Annotated in this window: 21 protein-coding genes; 11 read left to right on the plus strand and 10 right to left on the minus strand. The window is 67.9% G+C overall.

The window, feature by feature from the left end; genetic code table 11:
• Positions 1 to 2: 2 nt before the first annotated feature.
• The 8 genes from EP380_RS12705 to EP380_RS12740 are packed head-to-tail and all read left to right on the plus strand — an operon-like array spanning position 3 to position 4,030.
• Positions 3 to 452 (plus strand): hypothetical protein, encoded by a 450-nt coding sequence (locus EP380_RS12705; protein ID WP_127598884.1) that lies wholly within the window; start codon positions 3 to 5, stop codon positions 450 to 452.
• Positions 453 to 456: 4 nt separating this feature from the next.
• Complete coding sequence (locus tag EP380_RS12710) at positions 457 to 1,170, plus strand: MotA/TolQ/ExbB proton channel family protein (protein ID WP_127598885.1); 714 nt, start codon at positions 457 to 459, stop codon at positions 1,168 to 1,170.
• Positions 1,160 to 1,543 carry a biopolymer transporter ExbD gene (locus EP380_RS12715; protein ID WP_127598886.1) on the plus strand — a complete coding sequence of 128 codons (384 nt, stop codon included), beginning with the start codon at positions 1,160 to 1,162 and terminating at the stop codon, positions 1,541 to 1,543. The genes EP380_RS12710 and EP380_RS12715 overlap by 11 nt, the downstream gene beginning before the upstream one ends.
• Positions 1,544 to 1,548: 5 nt before the next feature.
• The gene (locus EP380_RS12720) at positions 1,549 to 1,953 is read left to right on the plus strand and encodes an ExbD/TolR family protein (protein ID WP_127598887.1); all 405 of its coding nucleotides are present in this window, start codon (positions 1,549 to 1,551) and stop codon (positions 1,951 to 1,953) included.
• On the plus strand, positions 1,950 to 3,032 hold the full coding sequence (locus EP380_RS12725; protein ID WP_127598888.1) for an energy transducer TonB: 1,083 nt from the start codon (positions 1,950 to 1,952) through the stop codon (positions 3,030 to 3,032). Before EP380_RS12720 ends, EP380_RS12725 begins: the two co-directional genes overlap by 4 nt.
• A 32-nt stretch (positions 3,033 to 3,064) precedes the next feature.
• On the plus strand, positions 3,065 to 3,325 hold the full coding sequence (locus EP380_RS12730; protein ID WP_127598889.1) for a hypothetical protein: 261 nt from the start codon (positions 3,065 to 3,067) through the stop codon (positions 3,323 to 3,325).
• A 12-nt stretch (positions 3,326 to 3,337) separates the two neighbouring features.
• Complete coding sequence (gene hmuQ / locus EP380_RS12735) at positions 3,338 to 3,652, plus strand: heme-degrading protein HmuQ (RefSeq protein ID WP_127598890.1); 315 nt, start codon at positions 3,338 to 3,340, stop codon at positions 3,650 to 3,652.
• A 3-nt stretch (positions 3,653 to 3,655) separates the two neighbouring features.
• A complete protein-coding gene (locus EP380_RS12740) occupies positions 3,656 to 4,030 on the plus strand; it encodes a VOC family protein (RefSeq protein WP_127598891.1) in 375 nt (124 codons plus the stop codon).
• 126 nt (positions 4,031 to 4,156) lie between these two features.
• Here EP380_RS12740 and putA read toward each other — a convergent pair whose 3' ends face one another.
• Positions 4,157 to 7,768: a bifunctional proline dehydrogenase/L-glutamate gamma-semialdehyde dehydrogenase PutA gene (putA, locus tag EP380_RS12745; RefSeq protein WP_127598892.1), complete on the minus strand. Its 3,612-nt coding sequence runs from the start codon at positions 7,766 to 7,768 to the stop codon at positions 4,157 to 4,159.
• A 178-nt stretch (positions 7,769 to 7,946) separates the two neighbouring features.
• Between putA and EP380_RS12750 the strand changes: the two genes are divergently transcribed.
• Complete coding sequence (locus EP380_RS12750; RefSeq protein WP_106571730.1) at positions 7,947 to 8,396, plus strand: Lrp/AsnC ligand binding domain-containing protein; 450 nt, start codon at positions 7,947 to 7,949, stop codon at positions 8,394 to 8,396.
• A 23-nt stretch (positions 8,397 to 8,419) separates the two neighbouring features.
• Here EP380_RS12750 and EP380_RS12755 read toward each other — a convergent pair whose 3' ends face one another.
• Both EP380_RS12755 and EP380_RS12760 read right to left on the minus strand, forming a co-directional pair.
• A complete protein-coding gene (locus EP380_RS12755; protein ID WP_127598893.1) occupies positions 8,420 to 9,625 on the minus strand; it encodes a cytochrome-c peroxidase in 1,206 nt (401 codons plus the stop codon).
• A 10-nt stretch (positions 9,626 to 9,635) separates the two neighbouring features.
• Complete coding sequence (locus EP380_RS12760) at positions 9,636 to 10,067, minus strand: FixH family protein (protein WP_127598894.1); 432 nt, start codon at positions 10,065 to 10,067, stop codon at positions 9,636 to 9,638.
• 158 nt (positions 10,068 to 10,225) lie between these two features.
• Between EP380_RS12760 and EP380_RS12765 the strand changes: the two genes are divergently transcribed.
• Positions 10,226 to 11,155 (plus strand): sugar kinase, encoded by a 930-nt coding sequence (locus EP380_RS12765; protein ID WP_127598895.1) that lies wholly within the window; start codon positions 10,226 to 10,228, stop codon positions 11,153 to 11,155.
• Here the strand turns inward: EP380_RS12765 and EP380_RS12770 are convergent.
• The 6 genes from EP380_RS12770 to EP380_RS12795 form a co-directional block, all read right to left on the minus strand.
• A complete protein-coding gene (locus EP380_RS12770; protein ID WP_420845869.1) occupies positions 11,148 to 12,170 on the minus strand; it encodes an aldose epimerase family protein in 1,023 nt (340 codons plus the stop codon). The genes EP380_RS12765 and EP380_RS12770 overlap by 8 nt on opposite strands.
• 60 nt (positions 12,171 to 12,230) lie before the next feature.
• Positions 12,231 to 13,688: an NAD-dependent succinate-semialdehyde dehydrogenase gene (locus tag EP380_RS12775; protein WP_106571725.1), complete on the minus strand. Its 1,458-nt coding sequence runs from the start codon at positions 13,686 to 13,688 to the stop codon at positions 12,231 to 12,233.
• Between the two features lie 19 nt (positions 13,689 to 13,707).
• Positions 13,708 to 14,715: an Ldh family oxidoreductase gene (locus tag EP380_RS12780; protein ID WP_127598897.1), complete on the minus strand. Its 1,008-nt coding sequence runs from the start codon at positions 14,713 to 14,715 to the stop codon at positions 13,708 to 13,710.
• A complete protein-coding gene (locus tag EP380_RS12785; protein ID WP_127598898.1) occupies positions 14,715 to 15,644 on the minus strand; it encodes an NAD(P)-dependent oxidoreductase in 930 nt (309 codons plus the stop codon). The genes EP380_RS12780 and EP380_RS12785 overlap by 1 nt, the downstream gene beginning before the upstream one ends.
• A 257-nt stretch (positions 15,645 to 15,901) precedes the next feature.
• A complete protein-coding gene (locus EP380_RS12790) occupies positions 15,902 to 17,083 on the minus strand; it encodes a UxaA family hydrolase (RefSeq protein WP_127598899.1) in 1,182 nt (393 codons plus the stop codon).
• 57 nt (positions 17,084 to 17,140) lie between these two features.
• Complete coding sequence (locus tag EP380_RS12795; RefSeq protein WP_106571721.1) at positions 17,141 to 17,428, minus strand: UxaA family hydrolase; 288 nt, start codon at positions 17,426 to 17,428, stop codon at positions 17,141 to 17,143.
• A gap of 119 nt (positions 17,429 to 17,547) precedes the next feature.
• Here EP380_RS12795 and EP380_RS12800 point away from each other — a divergent pair, with 119 nt between their 5' ends.
• Positions 17,548 to 18,282 carry a GntR family transcriptional regulator gene (locus tag EP380_RS12800; protein ID WP_106571720.1) on the plus strand — a complete coding sequence of 245 codons (735 nt, stop codon included), beginning with the start codon at positions 17,548 to 17,550 and terminating at the stop codon, positions 18,280 to 18,282.
• A gap of 13 nt (positions 18,283 to 18,295) precedes the next feature.
• On the opposite strand, the gene EP380_RS12805 is transcribed toward EP380_RS12800, so the two are convergent.
• Positions 18,296 to 19,246 (minus strand): AEC family transporter, encoded by a 951-nt coding sequence (locus EP380_RS12805; RefSeq protein WP_127598900.1) that lies wholly within the window; start codon positions 19,244 to 19,246, stop codon positions 18,296 to 18,298.
• Positions 19,247 to 19,249: the final 3 nt, after the last annotated feature.

The raw sequence follows: 19,249 nt of genomic DNA on the forward strand, positions 1-19,249 counted from the left end.
CGATGAGAAGATGGGTGACGACCGCAAGCCGTATTCTGACCGCGATCCTTGCGCTGTCGCCCGTCGCGGGCGGCCCGGCCCTCGCTCAAACGAGCGCGCCGGGCCCCTCGCTCGCACTCGAGCTCAACGCGATCGAGCCTGGCGACGGCGGCTGCCGTTTCACCTTCGTGATCGCCAACCGGCTCGGCGCCGCCCTCGACAAGGCGGCGTTCGAGATCGTGCTGTTCGACAAGGACGGGCTGGTCGACCGGCTGGTGACACTCGACTTCAAGGCCCTGCCGCAAGGCAAGACCAAGGTCAGGCAGTTCGACCTGCCCGGCGTCGACTGCGAAGGCATCGGCCGCGTCCTCGTCAACGATGCCACCCAGTGTGACGGCGCCGGGCTCGACGCGACCGCCTGCCTTCGGACCCTCGAACCGGCGACCAGGACCGAGGTCGAATTCGGAGTGTGATGCGATGAGACCCGACATTTTCAATGACGTGCGCGCCTTTCTCGAGCTCGGCGGCCCGGTTGTCGCCATTCTGCTCGTCCTGTCGGTGTTCGCGCTGGCGCTGATCCTGATCAAGCTTGCCCAGTTCTGGCGCGAGCGGGTCGGGTCCGGCGCAAAGGCCAATCGCGCCCTTTATCTGTGGGTTCACGGCAGCGTCGGCGACGCCCGCCAGATGGCCGAGGCGGATCCTTCGCCGGTTGGCGGCGCCCTGGCGACCGCGATGCGGCTTTCGGCCAACCGCGCCGCCTCCAAGGCGGTGATCGAGGACGAGATCGGCCGCGTGGCGGTGACACGGCTGCACGCGTTGCAGCGCGGATTGCGCGCGCTCGACGCCATCGCCCAGATCGCGCCGCTGCTCGGCCTGTTCGGCACGGTGCTGGGCATGATCGAGGCCTTCCGGCAGTTGCAGGGCGCCGGCAGCGCCGTCGACCCCTCTCTCCTGGCCGGCGGCATCTGGGTCGCGCTCTTGACCACCGCCGCCGGGCTTGCCGTGGCGATGCCGGTTTCGCTGGTGCTGACCTGGTTCGAGACCCGGATCGAAAACGAGCGCGTGGCGATCGAGACCGTCACCACCGCCTTCCTGTCGCAGCAGGCGCTCGGCGCGACCGGCGCGCGACTGGACCAGGATACGCCCGAAGCCGCCCAGCCGGCCGCAATGGGACAAAGCCATGCGCATTGAGATCGCCCGCCGTCCCCGGCGTCCGGTCTCCGTGACGTCGCTGATTGACGTCATCTTCCTGCTGCTGCTGTTTTTCATGCTGACCTCCACCTTCGCCAAATTCTCCGAGGTCGAGATCACCGGCGGCCGCGCCGGGGCAACCGCCGCCGGCGCCCCCCCTGACATCATCGTGCTTCTGTCGGACACGGACTGGCGCGTGAACGGACAGCCTCTCACCGAAGCCGGCGCGCTTGTGGAAATCGGTCGCCTGGAACAGGCCGGCGCCAAAACCGCCGTGCTTCTGGTACGCGGCGCGATCACGTCGCAGGCCATGGTCGGCGCCATCGAGGCGATCCGCCGCGACACCGGCCTGTCGCTTTCCGTGGCCCGCTAACCGCCATGAAGCTGCCGCGCCCACGCCCTCGTCCCCGGCACGAATCGACGATCACCCTGATCAACATCGTCTTTTTGATGCTGATCTTCTTCCTGATCGCCGGCACGCTGACCCCGCCGATGGAGCGGGACGTCGCGCTGATCACCACGTCGCAGTCGGACCGCGCCGAACCGCCGCGCGCGCTGTTCGTGACCAGCGACGGCGCGCTGCTGGCCGCCGGCATGCCGGTCACCGCAGCCTCCTATGTCGAGCGGCTGCGTGCCGCCTCCGACGCGGACGAAGCCATGCCGCTCGTCAAGGTCGCGGCCGACCGCGCCCTGCCGGCACGGGAGCTGATCGACATCGTCGCGGCGCTGCGCGACGCCGGCGCGGGCCGCATCGTCCTCGTGACCGAGCGGGAGACGCCATGAGACCCGCCCTAAAATGGTCGATCGCCGTCCTTGCCTCCGGCCTGGTGCATGCCGGGGCGGCCGCCTATCTGCTCGCCGAGCGGCCAGAGCAAGTGGAAATCGCCGGTTCGGCGGCGACGGAGATCGCGCTTTTGGGTTCGTTCGAGGACGTCTTCGCAGCCGGCGAGCCGGTGCCCGACAGCGCGATTGTCGAGCCCGTCGACACGCCGGACGAAGCCGTCCAGCCCCGCCCGGCGCCCGAGACGGAAATTCGCGAAACTCCCGCCGAAGCGGTCGAACCGGTCCAAACGGAGCTCCCGCCGGCCGAAGTCACCGAACCCCTCGCGCCGCAAACGCCGCAGCCCGCGCAGGTGCTGGTGCCGGCCGACGCGGTCGCACCGGTCGAGCGGCCCGCCGAGGCAGAGCCCGTCGAAGCGACCGCGACCGCGCCCGAGCCGGCGGCGGAGACCGAGCCGGTCGAGACCGCGCGCGCCCAGATTACCCCGGTTAAGACGGCCGAGGCGCTGGCGCCGGTCGAGGAGATCGTCATTCCAGACGACGTGCCCCTGCCGACCGCGCGCCCGCAACCGCCAAAAATCCGGCAGGCCATGGTGCGGCCGGAAAAGCCGCGCGCCAGGGAGGCCCCGCGCAAAAAGGCCGAAACCCCGCCCAAACAGCGCAAGAAAACCCAGGCCGCCGGCCAGGGCGGCCGGGCCGAGCAGAGCACGCGGCGCGGCGAGGCCACCGGCAACGAGCGCGGCCGCGCGGCCGCGCAGGGCACCGGCAGCCGCAAGCAGGGCGCGGCCGGCAACGCCGCCGTCTCCAACTATCCCGGCAAGGTGGCGCGCAAGCTGCGCCGGGCCCTGCGCGGCGTGTCGCGCGCCGCCCGGCGCGACGCGCGGCGCGACGTCCATGTCCATTTCGTCGTCACCCGCAACGGCGCTCTCGGCTCGGTGCGCATCACCCAGAGCTCCGGCTCGGCCACATTGGACAAGGCCGCCCTCGCCTCGGTGCGGCGCGCGGCCCCGTTCCCGCCAATACCGGCCGCCGCCGGCCGCTCGAGCTGGAAATTTTCCGTGCCGCTCGGCCTGGCACGCTGACGCCCAACCGCGAAAGGACCGTCATGACCGGCATGCTCGCCTTCGACCGCCTCGCGGCCCAGCGCAATGGCGACGGGCTGGACCCGCGCCTGCGCGCCTTGCTTGAGGACCAGTTCGAACGCCGGCGAGCCGGCATCGTCGATCTCAACAAAACGCGCTCTGCCGATCTTTGCCAGGCCGGTCCGAACCCGTCCCGCAACCGGCCGGCCCGGCTGCCGCCGGGCGTGGTATCCTTTCCCGAACCGGACACCGGCCGCTGCGCGCGCACGCCAACCCCCATCTTCAAAGCCTGAAAGGACAGCGCCATGTATATCGCCATGAACCGTTTCAAGGTCAAAGCCGGGTCCGAAGCCGATTTCGAACAAGTCTGGAAAGGGCGCGAGTCCAGCCTGTCGGAGATGGAAGGCTTCAAATCCTTCCACCTTCTGCGCGGGCCGCACAATGAGGACGAAGGCTATACGCTGTTTGCCTCCCACACGGTCTGGGCCAGCCAGGACGACTTCCTCGCCTGGACCAGATCGCAGCAATTCCGCGACGCCCACAAGAACGCCGGGTCCAACAAGCCGCTTTATCTCGGCCATCCCCAGTTCGAGGGGTTCTCGGTGGTCGAGGGCGCATAAAGAATGCCGGATCATCCCGACCGGCTCGAGGCGCTTCCGGTCCTGCCTTCGCTCGACCTCGACGAGACGCAGCGTTTCTATGGCGGCGAACTCGGCTTCACCGCGACCGTTTACCGGGAACACGACTATCTCATCCTGCGCCGCGACGAGGTCGAGCTGCATTTCTGGCTGACCGACGACCGCAGCCTGTGTGAGCGAAGCTCGGTCTATATTCGCGGCGGCGCCATCGGGCGCTGGCATGCCGACTATCGCCGCCGCGGTGTCAAAAACCTGTCGGACCTCGCCGTGCGGGCGTGGAACATGGAAGAGTTTTACATCCACGATCCGCACGGCAATCTGCTGCGTTTCGGCCGCGTTCCCCAGGCTGCGGCCGACTGAAGCGTTTCCAGGCGAAGTGGATACCGGTTCGCCGTCGGGAAACGCTTCAAAAACAATAATTTGGAGCCGATCTGCGATTCCGTGAAAAGCAGATCGGCTCAAACGCGGACCCGGTTCGCTCCGCGCTCACACGGCGGCGAGCAGGCTCGCATTGCCGCCGGCCGCTGTCGTGTCGACGCACACCGCCCGCTCATGCGCATAGGCCGCCGGATCGATCACCTCCATCAGCACCGGCACGATCGGCCCGGTGCGCTGCGCAAGCTCTGTCCTGACTGCCCGCAGCGCCTCGTCCGCAGCCGCGAAGGCGACCACGTCGACGGCGATCTCCGACAGCACCGCCGGTGCCACCACGCCGTCGAGCGCGTTGACCGGCAGCCCCTTGGACAGAAGCGGCTGCAAGGCCTGCGTGGCCCCCGGCGCGACCGCCACGACCGCGTTGCCGGCGGCCAGCGCCTGCACGGTCTGGGCCAGGAGCATGTCGGGCTCCGGCCCCAGGCACAGCACCCGCCCGCGCGGCGGCAGCATCAAGGTGTTCGCCTCGCCGGTCGGCCCGGGCAGGTCGTAGGGTCCGAGATCGAGGCTGGCGGCGGCCGCCACCGCTTCGGCGCCCTTGCCGCGCAGATGCTTTCTCAGGATGGCGATGCGGTCGCCGCGTCCGGCCCAGCCATGCTTCACCGGATCGACGAAATGTTCCGCGATCATGGTGGCGTTGACCGGCTCGCCCACCGCCGGCGCCGGACGGTCTGCGCCGGTCTTGCGGAAACGGCCCAGATAATGCGGCCCGCCCGCCTTCGGCCCGGTGCCCGACAATCCCTCGCCACCGAACGGCTGCGCGCCGACGACGGCGCCGATCTGGTTGCGGTTGACATAGAGATTGCCGGCATGCACGCCGTCGACGAAACGCTGCACGCGCTCCTCGATGCGCGTATGCAGGCCGAAGGTCAGCCCGTAGCCCTTCAGGTTGACCGCCGCGATCACCCGGTCGATCTCGTCGGCCCCAAAAGTCGCCACGTGCAGCACGGGTCCGAAAATCTCGCGCTCCAATTCGCCGATCCCCGACACGCGCACGATGTGCGGGGCCACGAACCGGCCCTCGGCTGGCACCGGCAGCTTGAGCGCGACCTTGCCCTTGGCCTCCATCTCGGCGCAATAGGCGCTGATCGTCGTCTGCGCCTCGTCGTCGATCACCGGACCGACATCGCAGGCGATGTCGCGCGGATCGCCGACCACCAGCGCCTCGGCCGCCCCGCGCAGCATCTCCATCATCTTCTTTTCGACGTCCTTTTGCACGTAAAGCACGCGCAGCGCCGAGCAGCGCTGGCCGGCGCTCTGGAACGACGAGGCGAGAATGTCGCGCACAGCCTGTTCGGGCAGAGCGGTCGAGTCCACCACCATGGCGTTGAGCCCGCCGGTTTCGGCGATCAGCATCGCGTCCGGCGGCGCCGTCTCGGCGAGCTGGCGCTCGATCAGCCGTGCGACCTCGGTCGAGCCGGTAAAACAGACCCCCGCGATCTCGGGCCGGGCCACCAGCGGCGCGCCCACCGACGGGCCGTCACCCGGCAAAAGCTGCAGGATTGCGGCGGGAATGCCGGCCTCGTGCAGGAGCGCCACCGCCCTGGCGGCGATCAGCGGCGTCTGCTCCGCCGGCTTGGCGATCACCGCATTGCCGGTGACGAGCGCTGCCGCGATCTGGCCGGTGAAGATGGCGAGCGGAAAATTCCACGGCGAGATGCAGGCGATCACCCCGCGCGCCTGGCTGTTGGGCTCCGCCTTCGCCGCCTCGGCCGCATAATAGCGCAGGAAATCGACCGCCTCGCGCAGTTCCGCCACGCCGTCGGCCAGCGTCTTGCCGGCCTCGCGGTTGCACAGCGCGAAAAACTCCGCGGCATTGTCCTCGTAAAGATCGGCGGCTTTGGCAAGCATCGCCGCGCGCGTCGCGACCGGCAGCCTGGTCCAATCCGGCTGCGCGGTGGCCGCGACCCGGACCGCGTCCTTGACGATGTCCGCCGTCGCCTCCTCCACCGTGCCGACCGTGTCGTCGGGCCGGGCCGGATTGACGATCGCCCGTTTCGCGCCCGCGCCGGCGGCCGGCGTGATCGGTTTTGCCGTCCACACAAAACCGGCATCGAACGGCTTACGGGCCGCCTCGATCTCGGCGAATGCGACCGGGTCTGTCAGGTCCCATCCCCTGGCATTGCGCCGTCCGCCGCCATAAATCTCGGCCGGCATCGGGATTGCCGGATTGTGGGCGCGGCCCTGGCCGGCGATCACGGCGAACGGATCGCGCGCAATCTCCTCCGCGCTCACCTCCTCGTCGACGATCTGGTGCACGAACGAGGAATTGGCCCCGTTTTCGAGCAACCGGCGCACGAGATAGGCCAGAAGGTCGGAATGCGCGCCGACCGGCGCATAGATGCGGCAGCGCGTGCCTTCGCGCTTGCGCACCGCCTCGTGCAGCGCCTCGCCCATGCCGTGCAGGCGCTGGAACTCGAAGCTGCTTCTGTCGTCGGCGATCGCCAGGATCGCGGCCACGGTGTGGGCGTTGTGGGTGGCGAATTGCGGATAGATGCGGTCGGTCATGGCGAGCAGCTTGCGCGCGCAGGCGATGTAGGACACGTCGGTGTTGACCTTGCGGGTGAACACCGGATAGCCGGCAAGCCCAAGCACCTGGGCGCGCTTGATCTCGGTATCCCAATAGGCGCCCTTGACGAGCCGCACCATGATCCTGCGGTCGAGCTTTTCGGCGAGCGCGTGCAGCCAGTCGATGACGAAGGCCGCGCGCGGCCCGTAGGCCTGCACGACCACGCCGAACCCATCCCAGCCGGCGAGCTCCGGATCGGCCAGCACCTGTTCGATCACGTCGAGCGACAGGTCGAGCCGGTCGGCCTCCTCCGCGTCGATATTGAGCCCCATGCGGGCATCGCGCGCGGCATGAGCGAGCGCGCTGAGACGCTCGACCATCACCGGCAGCATGCGTTCGCGCTGGGCGAATTCGTAACGCGGATGCAGTGCCGAGAGCTTGACCGAAATGCCGGGATTGCGGCGAATATCGTCGCCCGAAGCATGCGCGGCCAGAGCCGCGATCGCATCGGCATAGGCGCGATGATACCGCTTGGCGTCGGTTTCCGTACGCGCCGCCTCGCCGAGCATGTCGTAGGAATAGAGATAGGCTTTCTGCGTGTAGGCGCGGCCGCGCTTGACCGCTTCGGCGATGGTGCGGCCAAGCACGAACTGCTCGCCCATCTCGCGCATCGCCGCCGACACCGCGGTGCGGATCACCGGTTCGCCGAGCCGGCGCACCATCCCGCGCAGGGTGCGTTCGATGCCGCCCTCGCCTTCCTCCAGAACCCGTCCGGTCAGCATCAGCGCCCAGGTCGAGGCGTTGACGAAGATCGAGCTCGATTCGCCCGAATGCGCCGACCAGTCGTGCGGCGCGATCTTGTCGCGGATCAGATCGTCGACGGTCTCGGCGTCGGGCACCCTGAGCAGCGCCTCCGCCAGGCACATCAGCGCCACGCCCTCCTTGGTCGAAAGCCCGTATTCGGACAAGAACACTTCCATCATCTGCGGATCGGACGAACCGCGTACGGCCCGTACCAGATCTGCCGCCCGCGCCGAGATCGCCTCACGCTCGTCGGCCTGCAATCCGGCCAGCGCGACTAGGCGCGCGAGCGCGGCATCCTCGTCGGACAGATAATTGGCGCGGATCAGCGCCCGATGCTTTGAAAGTGCGGACATCGTCATGGACCTCCTCTCGTCACAATAGGCTTGCCTGCAGCGGAGCGGTCAAGCCGGGCCATCGGTGACGGTCATACCATTGAACCGGGCCTGGCAACGCCTGAATTTCTGGTCATTTCAGATCGAACGAGCTATTTCTTCATATCAATATAATTCGATAAGACGGCAAGAGTAGACCATGACAGATCGTTTGGACCGCATCGACCGCAACATCGTCGCGGCGCTGGCGCGCCAGGGCCGGCTGTCCATGGCCGAACTCGCCGCCAAGGTCGGCCTGTCCAAGACGCCGGTGCAGGCGCGGGTCCGGCGGCTGGAGGCCGACGGTTACATTCGCGGCTACGCGGCGATCGTCGATCGCGAACGCATGGGCGAAGGCCACATCGCCTTCGTCCAGGTCAAGCTCTCCGACACCCGTTCGGCCGCGCTCGACGCCTTCAACCGCGCCGTACTCGGCGTGCCCGAGATCGAGCAGTGCCACATGATCGCGGCGAGCTTCGACTATCTGCTGAAGGTGCGTACCAGGGACATCGCCGCCTATCGCCGCGTGCTCGGCGAAAAGATCTCCGCCCTGCCCCATGTGGCACAGACCTCGACCTATGTGGCGATGGAAACCGTCAAGGACCGCTGACGGAGACGTTCAAAACCGAAGGCCTAGTTCAGCGTCTTCAGAAACGCCACCAGCGCCGCCTTGCCGCGCTCGGTCAGCCGCACCGGCCGCAGCTCGCTTGTGCCGGCCGGCGATGTCGGCGCGTTCGCATAGTGCTCGACCACCGCCTCCAGTGTTGCGATCTGCCCGGCATGCATGTAGGGCGCGCGCAGCGCCACGCCCCGCAGCGACGGCGTCTTGAACGCCCGTTCCAGCTCGGGACCGTCGCGCAGCATGAAACGCAGCTCCGCACAGTCGCCTTCGGCTGCGTCGCTGAAATCGCCCTGGCAGTTGAACGGGTCGGCCAGAAGCCGCGCAATCGCACCCGCGCGCTCGCGGCCTGCCGGCGCCTGCGGATCGTCGGCAACGCCGGTATTGTGGAAATGGTCGTCGGTGAAGCGCGGTCCGTTGTGGCATTCCAGACAGTTGGCGCTGCCGACGAACAGTCGGAGCCCTTCCCGTTCGAGATCGCTGAAGGCGGCATCGCCTTCGGGCGGCTCGCCGCGCGCGAGCGCGGCCGCATAGCGGTCGAAGCGCGTCTTGACCGGCGGGATCGTGCGTTCGAAGGCCGCGATCGCCTTGCCGACATTGGCGAAAGCGCCGTTGACGGCCCGTCGCGCCGTCTCGTCCAGCCCGGCCCAGGCCGCCCGCTCTGCCGCGGTGCCGAACGGGCCGGCCGCGGCCGGCAGAACCGCAAGCGCCGGCAGCGGCCCGAACGCCGCCTCGTAGCCGGCGCGATGATGGCGCGCGACCAACCGGACGACGCCGGTGCGCGTCAGCCCGTGCTCGAGCGGGTTTTCCAGCGGCTCGAGCGCCTGGCTCCACAGCGAATCCTTGCGCCCGTCCCAGAAGAAGAACAGGTTCCACGCCAAGCCGGCGAGCGGCATGGTGCGGCGCGGGCCGGTGCCGAGCGCCTGGGCGCGCGGCAGGTCGTCCTGGAACTGACGCTGCGGATCGTGGCAGGTGGCGCAGGCGACGGCGCCGTTGGCGCTCAGCCGCGTGTCGAAAAACAGCGCCTCGCCGAGGGCGGCCGAGCCCGGATCGTCGGCCACCTTGTTGGAAACGGATGGCGGCACCGCGCCGAGGGCGGCCAGCGACAGCGAGGCGACGGCCTCGCGCTCGGCCAGGGTCAGCCCGCCCTCGCCGCAGCCGCCGAGCAGCACCGGCGCGGCGGCGACAAGGACGCGGGCAAGTGTGTTCAGGCTGACCATGGTCTCGCGGTCACAGTCTTATGTTGAAGCGGACCGTATCCTCGCCGGGTTCGGCCCGGACGGTGAAATCCAGCACCCACCAGCCGCCCATGTTGAACCGCACCCCGTGGATCCGGTAGCGCCCATCGCCGAGATAGGCGGTCATCTCAGGGCTGGTCGGCAGGCCGTGGCCGTGATCGGGCATGCCGCCGCCGACCTCGATCTGCGCGTCCTCGACAGGCGTTCCGTCCGGCACGGTCAGCGTCAACACCCAGCCATGCAGCTCGCCGGTCTCGACGGGTTCGGCCTCGGGCGCGATCGCGACGACGTAAAGGCCGTTCACGGTCGGTTTCGAACGCGCCAGATCGAGCGTCTCCGAGCCCGTCCCGCCGGGATCGTAGAAATAGATCACGCCGAGGGCCAGCACGGCCGCGGCAACGAGGGCGACAAGGAATCTGCTCATGTCTCCTTTTCGAACCAAATCGCCCCGAACACAACCGCTGCGCGGCGTCCGGGCGGCGGCAGTACGCACCACCGCACTCTCGCAACGACCCAATCCGACAATCGACAGCAGAGCGTCGACCCGTGTAGGAGCAAGGTCCAGGATCGGAGAAAGACGGAATGCGGGCAGGACATATCGCGGCGGTTGGGGAATGCATGCTGGAACTCGCCGGCGCCGAGGACGGATTGTGGCGCATGGGCCATGCCGGCGACACGTTCAACACGCTGTGGGCGCTCCGCGCGCTGACCGACACCGCGCAGGCATGTGACTACGTGTCGGCCTTCGGCGACGATCCGTTCTCGGCCGCCCAGATCGCCTTCATGCGCGAAAACGGCATCGGCGTCGCCGCGAGCCCGAAAATCGCCGGTGCCCGCCCCGGCCTTTACGCCATCACGCTCGATGGCGCGGAACGTTCCTTTACCTACTGGCGCTCCGACGCCGCCGCCCGCCGGCTCGCGGACGACGCAGGCCCGTTGACGAAAAGCCTTCAAAACCGGATGCTTATCTATTTTTCCGGAATCACTTTGGCAATTCTCGAGGCGCCCGCCCGCCGGCGACTGTTCGACGCGCTCGCCACAGCGCGCGCCGCCGGCGCGACGGTTGCCTTCGATCCCAATTACCGGCCGCGCCTGTGGCCGTCGGCCGCCGCCGCCAAGGCCGCGATCGGCGAGGCGCTGGCGCTCACCGACATCGCCCTGCCGACCTTTCCCGACGAAAACGCGCTGTTCGCCGACCCAAAGCCGCAGGCGACCGCCGACCGGCTGGCCAAGGCCGGCATCGCCGAGATCGTCGTCAAGGACGGCGCCGATCCCGCGCTGGTTGTCTGCAATGGCCGCGCCGAACCGATTGCCGCCGTCGCGGTGGAAAACCCGGTCGACACCACCGGCGCCGGCGATTCCTTCAATGGCGGCTATCTGGCCGCGCGGCTTTCCGGCCATCCGCCGCACGCGGCGGCGCGGCGCGCCCACCAGGTCGCGGCGGCCGTGGTCCAGGTGCGCGGCGCGCTGGCGCCGTTTTCGATCCTGCGGGCGGCGTTCGAGCCTATCTGAAACGGTATTCCGTCACCTGGCGGTAGCGGTCGCCGGGCCACAGCACGGCCTGCGGAAAATAGGGCCGGTTCGGCGAGTCCGGCCAGACCTGCGGTTCGAGGCAGAAACCGGCATGCGCACGGTAGCGGCGCCCGCCGAGCCCTGCGGCCTGCGGCGCGAGCTTGTGGCCGGCGTAAAACTGGATGCCGGGCTCGGTGGTCCACACCTCCATCTCCACGCCCGAATGCGCGCTCTGCACCCAGGCCGCCTGGCGCAGGGGTCCGCGCGCGGCCGCCAGGCAGAAATTGTGGTCGTAGGCGAGTTGAGCGTTGTGTTCGTCGGCATGGCGGATCGGCCGCGGCAGCAAAAAGTCGAACGCCGTGCCTTCCACCGGCGCCACCACCCCGGTCGGGATCATCTCCGCGTCGACCGGCAGATAGGCCGAGGCCGCGATCATCGCCCGATGATCCAGAATATCGCCGCTGCCGCCATCGTCGAGGTTGAAATAGGAGTGATGGGCGAGATTGCACAGCGTCGGCGCGTCGGCGGTCGCGCTCAGTTCCACCGACAGCGTGCCTGGAAGCTTCAGCCGGTAGGTGCACGACAATTCGAGGTCGCCCGGAAACCCCATCGTGCCGTCGGTGTCCTTGAGCGACAGCGCGACGAAATCCGCGCCGTGGGCGGCGAGTTGCCAGACCCGCTTGCCGATCCCCGCCGACCCGCCGTGCAGCGTGTGCTTGCCCAGAAAATTGCGGTCGGTCTCGAAGCGCTGGCCTTCGATGGTGAAATGTCCGTCGCGGATGCGGTTGGCGTAGCGTCCGGCGATCGCGCCGAAATAGGGCGAGTGCGCCGGATAATCGGCAAAATTTTCGAAGCCCAGCACCAGCGGCGCGTCATGGCCCGACAAACGCAGATCCTGGACGACGGCGCCCCATGTCAGGATGTTGGCCCGCAGGCCGCCGCCGGAAATGGCGAGACGGTGCACCGCCTCGCCCGCCTCGGTCGTGCCGAACATTTCCGGGCCTGCCATGTCCAGCTCCGTCGATGGCCGTCTTCGGTGGATCGCCGGCCCCGCGGGGCCGGCGGCTGCGTAGCATCAAAGGCCGAGGCCGCCGATGCAGACATATTTGGTGTCGAGATAGTCATCGATGCCCTGATGGCCGCCCTCGCGCCCGAGGCCGGACTCCTTCACCCCGCCGAACGGCACCTCGACCGTGGTGATCAGGCCCTCATTGACGCCGACCATGCCGTATTTCAGCGCCTCGGTGACCCGGAAGGCGCGGCCGAGATCGCCGGAATAGAAATAGCAGGCCAGGCCGAATTCGGTGTCGTTGGCCATGGCGACCGCCTCGTCCTCGGTCTCGAAGCGAAACACCGGCGCGACCGGACCGAAAATCTCCTCCTTCATCACCCGCATGGCCGCGGTGGCGCCGGAGATCACCGTCGGCTCGAAGAACGAGCCGCCGAGATCGTGGCGCTTGCCGCCGGTGACGACCGTGCCGCCCTTCGCGGTCGCGTCAGCGATCAGCTCCTCGACCTTCTCGACCGCCTTCACGTCGATCAGCGGTCCCTGCTGGGTACCGTCGTCGAGCCCGGCGCCGACCTTCAGCTTCTGCGAGGCGGCGGCGAGCTTTTCGACGAAGGCATCATAGACGCCGGCCTGGACGAAAAACCGGTTGGTGCACACGCAGGTCTGGCCGGAATTGCGGTATTTGGCCACCATCGCGCCTTCGACGGCGCGGTCGATATCGGCATCGTCGAAAACCAGGAACGGCGCGTTGCCGCCGAGTTCCATCGACACCTTCTTCACCGTCGAGGCCGATTTCTCGATCAGCATCTTGCCGATCTCGGTCGAGCCGGTGAAGGTGATCTTGCGCACCAGCGGATTGGAGCACAATTCGTCGCCGATCTCGCTCGCCGAACCGGTGACGATGTTGACGACTCCCTTCGGGAACCCCGCCTCCTCGCACAGCGCGCCCCAGGCAAGTCCCGAATAGGGCGTCTGCGAGGCAGGCTTGACCACCGCCGTGCAGCCGGCGGCAAGCGCCGGGCCGATCTTGCGGGCCAGCATCGAGGAGGGAAAATTCCACGGCGTGATCGCCGCGACCACCCCGACCGGCTCCTTGGTGACCAGCAGACGACGGTCCGCCCACGGGCTCGGCACCACGTCGCCATAGGTGCGCCGCCCCTCCTCCGCGAACCACAGAATATAGGCGGCCGAGATCGCCACCTCGCCCTTGGCCTCGGCAAGCGACTTGCCCTGCTCCATCGTCAGGAGCTCGGCCAGAGCATCCTGGTTTTCCAGGATGAGGTCGTGCAGCCGGCGCAGCAATTTGGACCGTTCGTTGGCCGAGGTCTTCTTCCACGGCTGGAAGGCCTTTTCGGCCGCCTCGATGGCGCGCCGGGTTTCGGCCGTGCCCGATTTCGGCACCGTGCCGATCGTCAGCCCGTTGGCCGGGTTGGTCACGTCCAGCGTCGCGCCCGAATCGGCCTGAACCCACTCGCCATCGATCAGGTTGGCCTGACGCATGTAGTGGCTGGTCTTCTGCAACATAAATCGCCTCCGTGCCGCGCTACCTGGCGGCAATGGTTTCAATATCCTGAATAAGCGCCGAATCGAGCGGAATGCCGTCGCGCCGCAAACGGTGTCGGATTTCGTGCCGTCTTTGCCCCGGCACTCTCGCTCCATCCGTTTCGCCGACAATTTGCGACATTTCGGCAAAGCGGGCAACCGCGTCGACGGTACCGAGGGCTGCTGGATCAATCGCAATCAGAAGCTGGCCGGTCCCGGGCGGGGCGCCTTCGGCATCGAAGAACGAGGTTTGCTCGTAGGCGAAATTGGCGCCGGTCAGCCCCGCCGCCAGCAGCTCGACCATCAAAGCCAGCGCGGTGCCCTTGGCATCGCCGAGCGGCACCATCGTGCCGGCAAGCGCGGCCTCGGCGTCGGTGGTCGGGTTGCCGGCGCTGTCGAGCGCCCAGCCCTCGGCAATCGGCTCGCCCTTCTGCCGGGCGGCCATGATCTTGCCGCGGGCGACCTTGGACAGCGACACGTCGACCACCACCGGCGCGCCGCCCTCCACCGGACAGGCAAAGGCGATCGGATCGGTGCCGTAGAGCGCGCGCCGTCCGCCCCAGGGCGCCATCGCCGCCGGCGCGTTGGCAAAAAACAGCGCCACCAACCCCCGTTCGGCCAACGCCTCCACCGTCAGTCCGGCCACCCCGGCATGGTGCGAGCGCTTTACGCCGGCAAGTGCCACCCCCTGGGCCGGCGCGATCTCGGCGAGCCGGCCGACGGCGAGTTCGAGCGCGGGATAGGCAAAGCCGTGCGCGGCGTCGATCTGGACGGCGCCCGGCCGTGTCAGGGTCGCAGTCGCGGCGGCGAAGCCGTCGACCTTGCCGGCCCGCGCCTGGGCGGCATAGGCCGGCACCCGGCGCAAGCCATGACCGCCCTGCCCGGCCAGTTCGGCGCCGACCAGGGCGCGCGCCACCGCCTCGGCATTATTGGCCGCCGTGCGCGAGGCCGTCAGCGCCGCCACGCACAGGCGATGCGCGTCCTCGGCCGACAAAAGACGTTCGCTCATCACCGTGCCCCCAAATGCGCCAGCACCGCGTCGGCGATCACCGCCGAGACGCGGCCGTTCGATTCCACCGTCACCCCGGCAAGGTGCGGCGTCAGGATCAGATTGGGCAGGTCGACGAATTTCCTTCCGGCTTCCGCCGTCAGCGGCTCGGCCTCGAACACGTCGAGCGCGGCCCCGCCGATCCTCCCCGCACGCAAGGCGGCGGCAAGGGCGTCTTCGTCGACGACCCCGCCGCGCGCGGCATTGACGAGGATCGCATCGCGCTTCATGCGCGCGAGCTCGGCCGCGCCGATCATATGCCGGGTCGCCGCCGTCAACGGTACGTGCAGACTGACGACATCGGCCGCCGCGAGCAGCGCGTCGAGCGCCATCGGCCGCGTCGTTTCCCAAGCCGGATCGGCCGCGTCGAGCAGCGGGTCGTGCGCGGCAACGGCCATCCCGAGCGCGCGCGCCCGGGCGGCGACCTCGCGCGCGATCGCGCCGTAGCCGATCAGGCCGATCGTCCTGCCCGACAATTCGCGTCCGATCAGCGTCTGGCGCGGCCAGGCGCCGGCGGCCACTGCGCCGGTTGCCGCATAGGCGCCGCGCAACAGCGCCATCGCCGTGGTGATCACATATTCGGCCACCGACAGATCGTTGGCGCCGGTCGCCGGAACCACGGCGATAGCGCGCGCCTCGCAGGCGGCCAGGTCGATATTGTCGAGGCCGACGCCGAGCCTGCCGACCATCTCCAGACGCGCCGCCGCCGCCAGCAGCGCGCCGCGCACCTGGGTGCGGTTGCGCACCACGAGCACCCGCGCTTCGGCAAGGGCGGCGGCCAGGGCGTCGGGCCGGTCGACGAGCGAGGCATCGTAGAGCGTGTCGTGGCGCTGACCCAGGCGCTCGACGGCGGTCTCGTCCATGAATTCGGCGATCACGATTTCAGGCATGGGCAATGCGGCTTCCCGTTTGAACGCCGCCCGGCATCACGCGGGCGGCCGATAATATCAAGTCGCCGCCGCCGGCCCATAATCGGCACGAGCGGCGGCGAAAGCATGACCCGCGACGGGATCGTCGCGACATTGCGGACAATCGAGCCCGATCCGCATTGCAGACAATGGGGCCCGGTCTGCGCGCGCGCTCGAAACGACAATGCGCCGCCAAAGCCGGCGAGTGGATCGCAGACCCGATCTCGCCACTCGAGCGCTCAGGCGCTCCTGTAGAGCTTGGTCATGACGAATTCGCGATGGCCGAGCGCCTCGGCGGCGGTGCTGCGCCCGCTGGCGGTACGCATGATCATGTCGATCAGCGCGTCGCCCGCATCGTCGATCGTCATTTCCCGGCGCAAGATGCCGGAAACGTCGAGGTCGACATGCTCGCCCATGGTGCGCACGGTGCGCGGATTGGCGGTGATCTTGATCACCGGCACGATCGGATTGCCGATCACATTGCCCTGGCCGGTGGGAAAGGTATGCACCACGTAGCCGCCGGCCGCCATCAGCGTCACGCATTCGGCCGCCGCCGACGAACTGTCCATGAAATAGAGCCCCTTGCCGACGTTGGGCGCTTCGGCCGGCTCCAGGATGTCGATGAATTTCGACGTGCGGCCGATCTTTTCCAGATTGCCGAGCGCCTTTTCCTCGATCGTCGTCAGCCCGCCCTCAATATTGCCCTTCGTCGGCTGGCTCTCCGACAGATCGTCGGTCTGGTGGGCGAAGATAACGTCGTCCTGATAGGCCTTCCACATCGCGTACCAGCGTTCGCCGACCTCGGGGCTGACGGCGCGCTGCTTGCAGATATGCTCGGCGCCGGTGATCTCGGAGGTCTCGCCGAAACAGCCGTAAATGCCCTCCGGCAGCAGCTTGTCGTACATGTTGCCGACCGTCGGGCACGAGCCGAGCCCGGTGGTGGTGTCGCTCTCGCCGCATTTGGTGGACACCCAAAGCTCGCCAACCGCGCAGTCCTCGCGCTGCAGCTCGGTGGCGTAGTGGACGAATTCCTTCGCCTTGCGCGAGGCGTCCATGATCGTCCTCAAATCGCCGTTCTGCTCGATCGAGAACCCGGCCACCGGCTTGCCGGTTTCCGCGATTCCGTCGACGATCTTCTGTGTCCAGCCCGGCTCGATGCCGATCACGATGCAGGCCGCCACGTTGGGATTGGCGCCGGTGCCGATCATGGTGCGGAAATGCAGGTCCAGGTCGGCGCCGAACTGCAGCCTGCCATAGGCGTGCGGCAGCGCCAGCGTACCCTTGATGTTGTTGGCCACCGCCTCGCAGGCGGCGTTGGAAATATCGTCCACCGGCAGGATAACGACATGGTTCCTGACTCCGACGCGGCCATTGTCGCGCCGGTAGCCCTTGAAGGTCAGGTTGGAGTATTTCGAGGCCATCTTCGCTTTTCCCGTGCCATTTCGTGCGATGCGGAAAACCCGTTCCCGCGTCGGCGCCTACCAGCGCTTGGTCTTCAGATTGTGGACGTGCACATGTCCGCCGCGCGCCACGTCGGCGACGAAGCGTCCGATATCCTCGCCATATTTGATCGCGGTATCGCCGTCGGCGATGTCGCGAAGCGCCACCTTGTGGCCGATCGGAACGTCGTTTCTGGCCTCGATCTCGAAGCTGGAATCGTCCTCGGTGACGACGGCCAGCATGCGGGTGCCCGCCGTCAGCCCCTCGACCACGACGACGCCGACATTGTCCTTCCGGTCATGCACGAGCAGGTGTGGAATGGTCATGAAATCCCGTCAGCTCCCATTTGGAATGCTCAAGTCTTATATAAGACATAAGATATAAAATTCTGGCAATGTCAATTCCGACCGGCTAGAAAATCGGGGCCCGATGCGGGGATTCGGTCATGAACGAGAACGCGCCAGCCACGACATTCGCCTACAAGCCGCTCTATATGCAGGTGAAGGATCAACTCGTCCGGCGCCTGATCGACGGCGAGTGGCAGCCGGGTCAATTGATCCCTTCCGAGATGGAACTGGCGCGCCAGGTCGGCGTCAGCCAGGGCACGATCCGCAAGGCGCTCGACGCGATGACGGCCGAGAACCTGCTGATCCGGCGCCAGGGTCGCGGCACCTTCGTCGCCAGCCCGGAGGAAAGCCGCATCCTGTTCCAGTTCTTCCGGCTGGTGCCGGACGACGGCGAGACCTCGTTTCCGCAATCGCGCATTCTCAGGCGCGACCGGGCCCGCGCCAGCCGGCAAGACGCCCAGGCGCTCGGCCTGCAGGCCGGCGAAACCGTGTGGCTGATCGAGCGGCTGCGTTCGATCCGCGACAGACCGCTTTTGGTGGAAACGATCCGCCTGCCCGCCGCCCGGTTTGCCGGTTTCGACGAGATCGCCGGACTGCCCAACAATGTTTACGGGCTCTATTCGCAGCGCTGGGGCGTCACGATCGCCCATGCCAGCGAGAGACTGAAAGCGGTCGCGGCGCGCGAGCCCGATGCCGGCCGGCTCGGCTGCCTGGCCGGCACACCGCTGCTTGAGATCACGCGAATAGCCTTCGACCTGGAAAACAAGCCGGTCGAGCTGCGGGTCTCGCGCTGCCTGACCGAAACGGCCCATTACGCCGCCGAACTGCGCTGAGCCTCGGCCCGCCTCAACCGAACACGGCTTGCAGCACCAGCAGCCACAGCGAGGTCGTGACCGCCGCGCAGCTCGTGGCGATCATCATCGCATTCGTCGAGATCGCCTGGCCGGTGCCGAACTGGACGGCGATCAGATAGGCGTTGACGCCGGTCGGCAGCGACGCGGTGATGACGGCGACCTGGGCGGCCAGCGGCGGCAGGCCGAGCGCCAGCGCCAAGGCCAGGGTCGCCGCCGGCATCACGATGAGCTTGAGCCCGGCAAGGGCGACGCCGGCGCGCAGATTGCCGGCAATGCCGTAGCGGCGCAGGCCGAGGCCGATCGAAAACAGCGCCAGCGGCCCGGCAATGCCGGCCAGCGCGTCCACGAAGCGCAGGCCGAGGCCGGGCAGTTGCAGGCCAGTGAAGCGGAAGGCGAGCCCGGCCAGAATGCCGATGATCAGCGGATTGCGCAAAAGCTTGCCGAAAAAATCCGAGACCAGCGCCACCGGGCGCGGCGCGCCGTCGCGGCTGCCGTCGAGAATCGCGAAGACGACGATCGAGGCCGCCATCATCACCACCAGATGCACCGACACGATCAGCGCCAGGATCTCGAAACCGGCCTGGCCGAACACGCCGAGCACCAGCGGGATGCCGAGCAGAACTGTGTTGGAGAATGAGGCCGACACGCCGCCGACCACGCCGGCGCGCGCGTCGCGCCCGAACACGCGCGTGGTGACGAACTGGCCGAGCGCCCAGGCGATCGCCACCGAGGTGAAATAGGTGATCCACAAGGACCAGGACGCCGCGCCGTGAAAATCGGCGCTTTGCATGGTCTTGAACAACAAAAGCGGCACCGCGACCGAGACTGCGAATTCGGCCAGCGCGTCGCCGGCCTCCGCCTTCAGATAGCCGCTCACGCCGGCGAGATAGCCGAGCGCGATCAGACCGAAAATGAACAACACGGCTTCGACTTCGGCAGACATGCC

The organism is Nitratireductor alexandrii (genome assembly GCF_004000215.1).
Classification (GTDB): domain Bacteria; phylum Pseudomonadota; class Alphaproteobacteria; order Rhizobiales; family Rhizobiaceae; genus Mangrovimarina; species Mangrovimarina alexandrii.

Bases quoted from the DNA above. Each gene is read 5' to 3' on its own strand.
- EP380_RS12705 (WP_127598884.1), top strand. From the start codon at position 3: ATGAGAAGATGGGTGACGACCGCAAGCCGTATTCTGACCGCGATCCTT.
- EP380_RS12710 (WP_127598885.1), top strand. From the start codon at position 457: ATGAGACCCGACATTTTCAATGACGTGCGCGCCTTTCTCGAGCTCGGC.
- EP380_RS12715 (WP_127598886.1), top strand. From the start codon at position 1,160: ATGCGCATTGAGATCGCCCGCCGTCCCCGGCGTCCGGTCTCCGTGACG.
- EP380_RS12720 (WP_127598887.1), top strand. From the start codon at position 1,549: ATGAAGCTGCCGCGCCCACGCCCTCGTCCCCGGCACGAATCGACGATC.
- EP380_RS12725 (WP_127598888.1), top strand. From the start codon at position 1,950: ATGAGACCCGCCCTAAAATGGTCGATCGCCGTCCTTGCCTCCGGCCTG.
- EP380_RS12730 (WP_127598889.1), top strand. From the start codon at position 3,065: ATGCTCGCCTTCGACCGCCTCGCGGCCCAGCGCAATGGCGACGGGCTG.
- hmuQ (WP_127598890.1), top strand. From the start codon at position 3,338: ATGTATATCGCCATGAACCGTTTCAAGGTCAAAGCCGGGTCCGAAGCC.
- EP380_RS12740 (WP_127598891.1), top strand. From the start codon at position 3,656: ATGCCGGATCATCCCGACCGGCTCGAGGCGCTTCCGGTCCTGCCTTCG.
- putA (WP_127598892.1), bottom strand. From the start codon at position 7,768: ATGTCCGCACTTTCAAAGCATCGGGCGCTGATCCGCGCCAATTATCTG.
- EP380_RS12750 (WP_106571730.1), top strand. From the start codon at position 7,947: ATGACAGATCGTTTGGACCGCATCGACCGCAACATCGTCGCGGCGCTG.
- EP380_RS12755 (WP_127598893.1), bottom strand. From the start codon at position 9,625: ATGGTCAGCCTGAACACACTTGCCCGCGTCCTTGTCGCCGCCGCGCCG.
- EP380_RS12760 (WP_127598894.1), bottom strand. From the start codon at position 10,067: ATGAGCAGATTCCTTGTCGCCCTCGTTGCCGCGGCCGTGCTGGCCCTC.
- EP380_RS12765 (WP_127598895.1), top strand. From the start codon at position 10,226: ATGCGGGCAGGACATATCGCGGCGGTTGGGGAATGCATGCTGGAACTC.
- EP380_RS12775 (WP_106571725.1), bottom strand. From the start codon at position 13,688: ATGTTGCAGAAGACCAGCCACTACATGCGTCAGGCCAACCTGATCGAT.
- EP380_RS12780 (WP_127598897.1), bottom strand. From the start codon at position 14,715: ATGAGCGAACGTCTTTTGTCGGCCGAGGACGCGCATCGCCTGTGCGTG.
- EP380_RS12785 (WP_127598898.1), bottom strand. From the start codon at position 15,644: ATGCCTGAAATCGTGATCGCCGAATTCATGGACGAGACCGCCGTCGAG.
- EP380_RS12790 (WP_127598899.1), bottom strand. From the start codon at position 17,083: ATGGCCTCGAAATACTCCAACCTGACCTTCAAGGGCTACCGGCGCGAC.
- EP380_RS12795 (WP_106571721.1), bottom strand. From the start codon at position 17,428: ATGACCATTCCACACCTGCTCGTGCATGACCGGAAGGACAATGTCGGC.
- EP380_RS12800 (WP_106571720.1), top strand. From the start codon at position 17,548: ATGAACGAGAACGCGCCAGCCACGACATTCGCCTACAAGCCGCTCTAT.
- EP380_RS12805 (WP_127598900.1), bottom strand. From the start codon at position 19,246: ATGTCTGCCGAAGTCGAAGCCGTGTTGTTCATTTTCGGTCTGATCGCG.